5 protein-coding genes are annotated in these 8,072 nt (G+C 73.2%); 3 read left to right on the top strand and 2 right to left on the bottom strand.

Annotated features, from left to right (window positions below):
* Nucleotides 1-169: 169 nt before the first annotated feature.
* Nucleotides 170-679, top strand: a complete 510-nt coding sequence (locus AB0P06_RS33205; RefSeq protein WP_363614033.1) for a GNAT family N-acetyltransferase — start codon at nt 170-172, stop codon at nt 677-679.
* 4 nt (nt 680-683) lie between these two features.
* On the opposite strand, the gene AB0P06_RS33210 is transcribed toward AB0P06_RS33205, so the two are convergent.
* Nucleotides 684-1,766, bottom strand: coding sequence for an aldose epimerase family protein (locus AB0P06_RS33210; protein ID WP_363614035.1), 1,083 nt, complete (start codon nt 1,764-1,766; stop codon nt 684-686).
* Between the two features lie 158 nt (nt 1,767-1,924).
* Nucleotides 1,925-4,930 carry an AAA family ATPase gene (locus AB0P06_RS33215; RefSeq protein ID WP_363614037.1) on the bottom strand — a complete coding sequence of 1,002 codons (3,006 nt, stop codon included), beginning with the start codon at nt 4,928-4,930 and terminating at the stop codon, nt 1,925-1,927.
* Between the two features lie 292 nt (nt 4,931-5,222).
* Between AB0P06_RS33215 and AB0P06_RS33220 the strand changes: the two genes are divergently transcribed.
* Both AB0P06_RS33220 and AB0P06_RS33225 read left to right on the top strand, forming a co-directional pair.
* Nucleotides 5,223-6,170 carry a terpene cyclase gene (locus AB0P06_RS33220; protein WP_363614039.1) on the top strand — a complete coding sequence of 316 codons (948 nt, stop codon included), beginning with the start codon at nt 5,223-5,225 and terminating at the stop codon, nt 6,168-6,170.
* 233 nt (nt 6,171-6,403) lie between these two features.
* Entirely contained in the window at nt 6,404-7,927 is a 1,524-nt protein-coding gene (locus tag AB0P06_RS33225; protein WP_363614040.1) for an aldehyde dehydrogenase family protein, read from the top strand.
* Nucleotides 7,928-8,072: the final 145 nt, after the last annotated feature.

The following is an 8,072-nucleotide window of genomic DNA, read 5'->3' on the forward strand; positions in this document are numbered from 1 at the left end:
CAAGAAATGCCGATCGTTACATCCACGTGTCCTCGACGTTGCCACCCGGTGGTTGACAGTGGACGAATCATCAGCGTTCGCCCGTTTCGTCCGGCTCCGTACCGTGCCCGGACCGGCTCCGCCCCCACCCGCCTGAACCGCGGAGCGCCGCTTGCAGCAGACTGACGGCATGCGAATCAGAGCCGCGAAGAGGGACGAACTGCCGCTGCTGTGCGAGCTGGAACGGGCCGCCGGGGCGCCGTTCGCCGCGATCGGGATGCCGGAGATCGCCGAGGACGAACCGCCCGCGCCCGAGGAGCTCGCCCACTACCTGGACGGGGGCGTCGCCCTGGTGGCCCTGGAGGAGGACGGCGGCGCGCCCGTCGGCTATCTGCTGGCCGAGCCGGTGGACGGCGCGCTGCACATCGAACAGGTCTCCGTCCACCCCGGCCACGCCCGCCAGGGGATCGGCCGGGCGCTGATCGAGCACCTCGCGGCCACCACCGACGCGCCCGCGCTCACCCTCACCACCTTCGCCGACGTCCCCTGGAACGCCCCCTACTACGCCCGTTGCGGCTTCCGGCCGCTCGCCGACGCCGAGGTCACCCCCGGCCTGCGGGAGATCCGGCGCAAGGAGGCCGAGCACGGTCTGGACCGCTGGCCCAGGCTCTGCATGCGCCGGGAACCGCCCCGCGGCTGACCGGTCAGGCGACGCCCAGGCGCAGCACGGTGGTGGAGCGGAACTCCTCCCCCGGCCGCAGCTCGGTGCTGGGGAAGGCCGGGTGGTGCGGGGAGTCCGGGAAGTGCTGGGTCTCCAGCGCGATCCCGGCGAACGGCCCGTACGGGACACCGCTCGCGCCGGTCACCGCGCCCTGGAACGTGTTGGCGGTGTAGACCTGGATGCCCGGCTCGGTGGTCAGCACCTCCAGGGTGCGGCCGCTGGCCGGGTCCTCCAGCAGCGCGGCCCGGGCCGGGGTGCCGTCGGCCGGACGCGGCCGCAGCACCCAGTTGTGGTCGTAGCCGCCCGGGCCGGCCAGCTGGGGGTGCTCGTCGTGCACGGACTTGCCGATCGGCCGGGCCGCGGTGAAGTCGAACGGGGTGCCGGCCACCGGCTCGGTCCGCCCGTACGGGATCTGCCGCGCGTCGGCCGGGGTGTACTCCTCGGCGTCGAGGGTGAGCAGGTGGCCGAGGATGTCTCCGCTGCCTTCGCCCGAAAGATTGAAGTACGCGTGATTGGTCAGGTTGACGACGGTCGGCCTGGTGGTGACGGCCCGGTAGGCGATGACCAGTTCGCCGGCCGGGTCGAGGGTGTAGTCGACGGTGACATCGAGCGCGCCGGGGAAGCCCTGGTCGCCGTCCGGACTGTGCAGCCGCAGCCGCACGCCTGCGGGCAGTTGCCCGGCCTCCCAGATCCGGTGCGCGAAGCCGTCCGGGCCGCCGTGGATGGTGACGCCGCCACCGGTGGGGGCGAGCGGGTACTCCTCGCCGTCGATGGTGAACCCGCAGCGGTCGATCCGGTTGGCGTACCGGCCGACGACGGTGCCGTAGTGCCGGGCCGGGCCGAGGATCTCGCTCAGCCGGTCGGTGGAGAGCAGGAGTTGCGCGGGCCGGCCGGCCCGGTCGGGGGCGGTCAGGGTGTGCAGGGTGGCACCGAGGGTGAGCACGCTCGCCTCGTACGGGCCGGCGCGCAGCGTCCAGCGCTCGATCGCGGCACCCGCGCCCGAGGCCTCGAAGGGTTCGCGCCGCACGCTGGTCGCCTGCGGCCCGTTCGCCGGGGGCGTCGCCATGGCCTGCTCCTCACTGGTGGGCCACGGCGCACCGCGGCCACCTGGTTCCGGGTCCGTCCGGGGCCGCTGTGGCGGGCCCGGTGTGCGTCAGCCTAGCCAGAGCAGTGGGGGCGGGGGCGGTACGGCCGTCCTGCGCGCCGCCCCCGCGCCCCCGCGCGCTACCGCCGACCGCTGTCGGACCAGTCGGAGCCGCCGCGCTGCTCGGGCGGCAGGCCGAGGGCCGAGGCGAGGCCGTCCGGGCCGCTGCCCGCCTTGCGGTAGACGGCCGCCAGCCGACGGTTGACCAGGCTGAGCTGGACGCCCAGTTCCTCGGCGATCCGCTGCGGCGGCACGCCCCGGACGGCGAGCCGGGCGACGTCCCACTCGGGCTGGCTGAGCGTCTCGCGGAAGTCGCCCAGCCGGTTGGGCCGCAGGCCGTAGTTGGCCAGCTCGCGGCGGGCCTGGTCGACCAGGCCGTCGGCGGCGCAGTGCTGGGCCAGCTCGATGCCCTGGTACAGGTACTCCTGGGCGTCCTCCAGCCGGCCGACCCGGCGCAGTGCGGCGCCGAGGTCGACCAGGGCGACGGCGTGTTCGTACCCGGCGGGCGACTGGCCGAGGTGCGTGACGGCCTGTTCCAGCAGCTCCACCGCCTGCTGGCCGTCCTCGATCTGGGCGTGCAGCCGCAGCGCGGTGCCGATCGCCGAGGCGGTGCCGAAGGCCTGGGCGTCCTGGACGGCCCGCTGGGCCAGGTCGCGGGAGCGCTCGGGCTCGTCCGGGGCGATCGCGATGGCGAGGTGGCTGGCCCAGGGCGCCCACACGGTGTTGTGCCAGCCGCGCGCCTGCAACTGGGCACCGGCCTCGGTGAGCGCGGCGGCGGCCCCGGCGGGCCGGTCCACGGCGAGCAGCAGCTTGCCGTACAGCGAGGGCGCGTCCGGCAGCACCATGGCGTTGGCGTGGTACGGCGGGTTGAAGCCGAAGCCGATCGCGAGGTCCCAGGCCTCGCGGGTGCGGCCGCGGGCGAGCAGGGTGTCCACCAGCACGCCGACGGCGTCCCAGGCGAGCGGCAGCTTGGGGCCGATCCGCTCGGAGAGCCGCAGGGCGCGGCGGAGGAAGTCCTCGGCCTCGGCGAGCAGTCCGCGGCGGAACCGGGCCAGGCCCATCAGGAAGTAGGCGAAGCCCCGGTGGGCGCCGCTCCATCCGGCGATCTCGAACTGGACGATGGCGTCCGCGAACAGCCGCTCGGCCTGGGCGATGCGGTCGTTGTAGGTGTACGTGAGGCCCAGCATGGAGGGCAGTTCGAAGCCCCAGGTGTTGTCGGTCCAGCCGAGGCCCTTGGGCAGCCGGCCGTGGTCGAGCACGTCGTCGGCGTGCCGCAGGGCCTCGGCGGAGGCCTGCCCGCGCAGGGTGAGGTCCCAGGCGCGCATCGCGAGCACGGCCCGGTCGGCGGCCTCGCGGCCGGTGAGGCTGCGGCAGAGCTCGCCGAGGCGTTCGGAGCGGGCGGGCCCGTTCTCCTCGGACTTGCGGAAGGCGTGCCACATGAACGAGGCGGCTTCCAGCCGGAGCCGGCCCGCCGGGTCGCCGGTGGTCTTCTCGGCCTCCTCCTGGCAGACCACCGCGGCCTGGCCGAGCTCGCCGCTGTGGGCGAGGACCTCGGAGAGCCGGAAGGTGGCGTCCACCCGCAGGGAGGGGCGCAGCGGTCCCTCCTCCGGGTCAAGGGCGAGCCGCAGCTGGTTGACGGTGGCGACCGGGTCGGTGAGCAGCGCGGAGCAGCCGAGTTCGTACAGCACCTCGGCGCGGTCCTCGTCGTCCGGCGGTTCGGCGATGGCGCGGTGGAGACAGCGCTGGGCGGCCTCGGGGGCGCCGATCAGCAGGTGTTCGGCGGCGGCCCGGCGCAGTTTGCGGACGGTGCGGTCGTCGCCCTCGCCGGGGAAGGTCTCCACCAGGTGGCGGGAGGCGGCGAGGAGGCCGAGCCCGGCGTTCTCGATCTCGGCGGCGGCGACCCCGTGCATGCCGGTGCGGGTGGACTCCGGCATGGTGTTGTAGATGGAGCTCCCGATCAGCGGGTGGACGAACTCCAGGTTCCCGTTGGGGGTCTGGGTGAGGACCCGCTGCTTGCGCAGCTGCTTGATGGACTCGCGGGCGCCCTCGGCGCTCTGGGTGGAGATCCGGGCGGCGAGGTCGGGCCGGATGTCGGTGCCGAGCATCGCGGCGGCCCAGGCGAACCGCAGGGTGGTGGCACCGAGCCGCTCCAGCCAGCCCTTGAGGGTCATTCCGGTGGCGTCGACGGCGAGTTCGCGCAGTTGGAGGGAGTTCTCCTCGACCGGGTCGAGTGCCTGGTCCCGGACCTGGTCGAGCAGGGCGACGGCCTCGTAGGGATTACCGTTGACGACGTTCCAGAACTCGTAGCAGAAGGCGTCCTCCGCCGTGTCGCCGAGTTCGGCGCGGATGATGTCGGTGACGGAGACCAGGGAGAGCCGGTTCAGCTCATGCCGACGGGTGGCGAGTTCGATGACGGCGGTACGGTGCTGGTGGGCCTCGCTCTGCCAGTCCACGATGTCGTCGCGGTAGGCGAAGACCAGCAGGACCGGCAGTTCGCGGGCGCGTACCGCGAACTGGGTCAGCCAGCCGAGGGATTCGAGGTCGGCCCAGTGCAGGTCGTCGACGATCATCACCAACGGGGCTCGCCGGGGCGCCAGCTGGGTCAGGACGTAGTCGAGTCCGTCGCGCACGCCCTGCGGGTCGAGGCGACGGGCCCCGACCTTGGGCTGCTTGAGGCCCATGGCCGGTCCGACGACCTCCTCCCAGGTGCCCATGACCTGCCGGAACTCGGCGGGCGGGAGGCTGCTGAGGACGGGCTGGAGCAGCTGGCGCAGGACGTGGTAGGGCTCGTTGAACTGGCGCTCGCCGCCCCGGGCGAACAGCACGGTGGCGCCGTCGCGGAGCTTGGCGATCCGGCGGACCTCGTGCAGCAGGCTGGTCTTGCCGATGCCGGGCCGGCCGGAGAAGGTCAGCAGCTCGCCGATCTCGGTGCCGCCGGCGGCGAACTCGCGGCAGAGCTTGTCCACGGCGGTCTCCGCCGAGCGGAGTTCCGAGTCCCGGTCACGCAGTCTGATCCGGTGTGTCGCGGCGTCCCCCTCCCGGCTGGTGCCGCCCACCGCCCGATATTCGTGTCCCTGCTCGGTCACCGTCGCGCCTCCGCCTCGCCGTTCCCTGCTCGTGGAGCCGAGATTAGCGCCGCCGAGGGCATGCCGCGCGGCATTCACCCTGGCGGGGGCGGAGATTGAGGGTTCGGGCCGTCGACCCAGGGCAATTGCCCTATATCCCTAACGTCGGATCATTGCATCGGATACTCTACGGCCCGCGAGGCTGAGTTGATCTTGTCATGCAAGCCTCCGGCTGTCGAGGCGCCGCCTCAACTCCCCCACGACCACTGCTCGCACCAGAAGTGCCCCCACCCTTCGCTGCACCGGGAGTCCGATGTCTGACGACACATCACTTCAGATTCCGTTCCCGCACCGCCGCAGTCTCCACGGACCGTACGCCGCCGCACTGCACCGCGACTGGCTGACCCGCCACCCGCTGCTCCCCGACCCCGGCCACCCCTCCTACGCGCACTGGGAGGTGGTCGAGCTCGCCGCGCTCGGCTACCCTGACGCCGACCCGGACGAACTCGCCCTGGCCGCCGACCTGATGGGCTTCTACTTCCTCTTCGACGACCAGTTCGACGGACCGATCGGCCGCCGCCCCACCGAGGTGACCCCGATCTGCGAGCGGCTGGTCGCCGTCCTGCACGGCGCCCGCCCGAACGCCGCCTCCCCCGTGGAGACGGCCTTCGCGGACCTCTGGGACCGCAGCGTGAGCGGCATGCCCGCCCGCTGGCAGGCCCGCGCCGCCTACAACTGGGAGTGGTACCTGGCCAGCCACCCGGCCGAGGCCGCCGGGCGGATCTCCGAGCGCCCCCCGGACCGGGACGGCTACCTGGTACTCAGGCGGGGCACCGCCGCGATGGAGACGATCTTCGACATGGTGGAGCGCCTCGGGCGTTTCGAGGTGCCCGCCGCCATCCTCCACCACCCGGTCCTGCGCCAACTGCGCCAACTGGCCGCCGACATCCCCTCGCTGAGCAACGACGTCCGGTCCTTCCCGCTGGAGGCGCCGCGCGGCGACGTCAACAACCTGGTGATGATCGAGCAGCGGGAGCGCCGCTGCTCGGCCGAGGAGGCGTGCGCGGTGGTGATGGCGGAGGCCCAGCTCATGGTCGGGCGCTGCCACCACCTGCACGGTCAACTCCCCGCCGTCTACCGGGAGCTGGGCCTGGCGAGGGTGGAGCGGATCATCGCCCAGCGGTACGCGGACGGGCTGCTCACCTGGCTGGCCGGCTACCTCGACTGGGAGGCCCGCACCGGCCGCTACCAGACGGCCTGACCGGCCCGCGGCGCCCCACCCGGCCCGGATCCCGCCACTCTGCGTGGAGCCGACCCGCACGGCCCGTAGCCGCGCCCGCCGTCCCCGGCTATCGTGATCGGCGGCGGGTGCCCCGGCGGGACGCCCGGTCCATGTGTGTCCGTACCCTCCGCCGGGCCGCCCGGTTCGCGGCCCGGCGCGCCGCCCCTCCGTGCGCCGGGGCGGCGCCCGACATCGCGAGGAGACACCCGAGCATGACGGTCTACCAGCCCCCGGGACAGCCCGGCAGCATCATCGCCTACCGCCCCCGCTACGAGCACTGGATCGGCGGCCGGTGGACGCCGCCGGTCCGCGGCGAGTACTTCGAGAACCCGAGCCCGGTCACCGGCGAGATCTTCACCGAGGTCGCCCGCGGCACCGCCGAGGACATCGAGGCCGCGCTCGACGCCGCCCACGCCGCCGCCCCGTCCTGGGGCCGCACCCCGCCCGCCGAACGCGCCCAGGTCCTGCTGCGGATCGCCGACCGGATGGCCGAGCACCTGGAGGCACTGGCGGTCGCGGAGAGCTGGGAGAACGGCAAGCCGGTGCGCGAGACGCTGGCCGCCGACCTGCCTCTCGCCGTCGACCACCTGCGCTACTTCGCCGGTGCGCTGCGCGCCCAGGAGGGCGGCCTCTCCCAGCTGGACGAGGACACCGTGGCGTACCACTTCCACGAGCCGCTGGGCGTGGTCGGCCAGATCATCCCGTGGAACTTCCCGATCCTGATGGCCGTCTGGAAGCTCGCCCCCGCGCTGGCGGCGGGCAACGCGGTGGTGCTCAAGCCCGCCGAGCAGACCCCGGCGTCCGTGCTGCTGCTGGCCGAACTGACCGCCGACCTGCTGCCGCCCGGCGTCCTCAACGTGGTCAACGGCTACGGCCTGGAGGCCGGCCGGCCGCTGGCGTCCAGCAACCGCATCCGCAAGATCGCCTTCACCGGCGAGACCACCACCGGCCGGCTGATCTCCCAGTACGCCAGCGGCAACCTGATCCCCGTCTCGCTGGAGCTCGGCGGCAAGAGCCCCAACCTGTTCTTCGCCGACGTCGCCACCGAGCAGGACGCCTTCTACGACAAGTCGCTGGAGGGCTTCGCGATGTTCGCCCTCAACCAGGGCGAGGTGTGCACCTGCCCGAGCCGGGCGCTGATCCAGGCCTCGGTGTACGACCGGCTGCTCGCCGACGGTCTGGACCGGGTGCGCTCGATGCGCCAGGGCAACCCGCTGGACACCGAGACCCAGGTCGGCGCCCAGGCCAGCGACGACCAGCTGAAGAAGATCCTCTCCTACATCGAGATCGGTCAGGCCGAGGGTGCCAAGGTGCTGGCCGGCGGCGAACGGGCCGACCTCGGCGGCGCGCTGTCCGGCGGGTACTACGTGACGCCCACCGTGTTCGAGGGCGTCAACGGCATGCGGGTCTTCCAGGAGGAGATCTTCGGTCCGGTGCTCGCCGTCACCCGTTTCGAGGACTTCGACGACGCGATCACCCTTGCCAACGACACCCTCTACGGGCTCGGCGCGGGCGTCTGGACCCGGGACAGCAACACCGCGTACCGGGCCGGGCGGGCCATCCAGGCCGGGCGGGTGTGGACCAACTGCTACCACGCCTACCCCGCACACGCGGCGTTCGGCGGCTACAAGAACTCCGGCATCGGGCGGGAGAACCACAAGGCGGTGCTGGAGCACTACCAGCAGACCAAGAACCTGCTGGTGAGCTACTCCCCCGACGCCGTCGGCTTCTTCTAGACCCGGCGCGCCCCGGTGGCGACGGCACGCCCCTCACCGGGGAAGCGAGAAGCGGGCCGCCCCGGGGACGGCCGGTGGCCGACGGGTGACGGTTGCCGCGCGGACGCAGGTGGGCTCGCGGCCGGACCGGGGTAGGAAGGGGGCG

This window comes from Kitasatospora sp. NPDC088351 (assembly GCF_040685575.1).
GTDB lineage: Bacteria > Actinomycetota > Actinomycetes > Streptomycetales > Streptomycetaceae > Kitasatospora.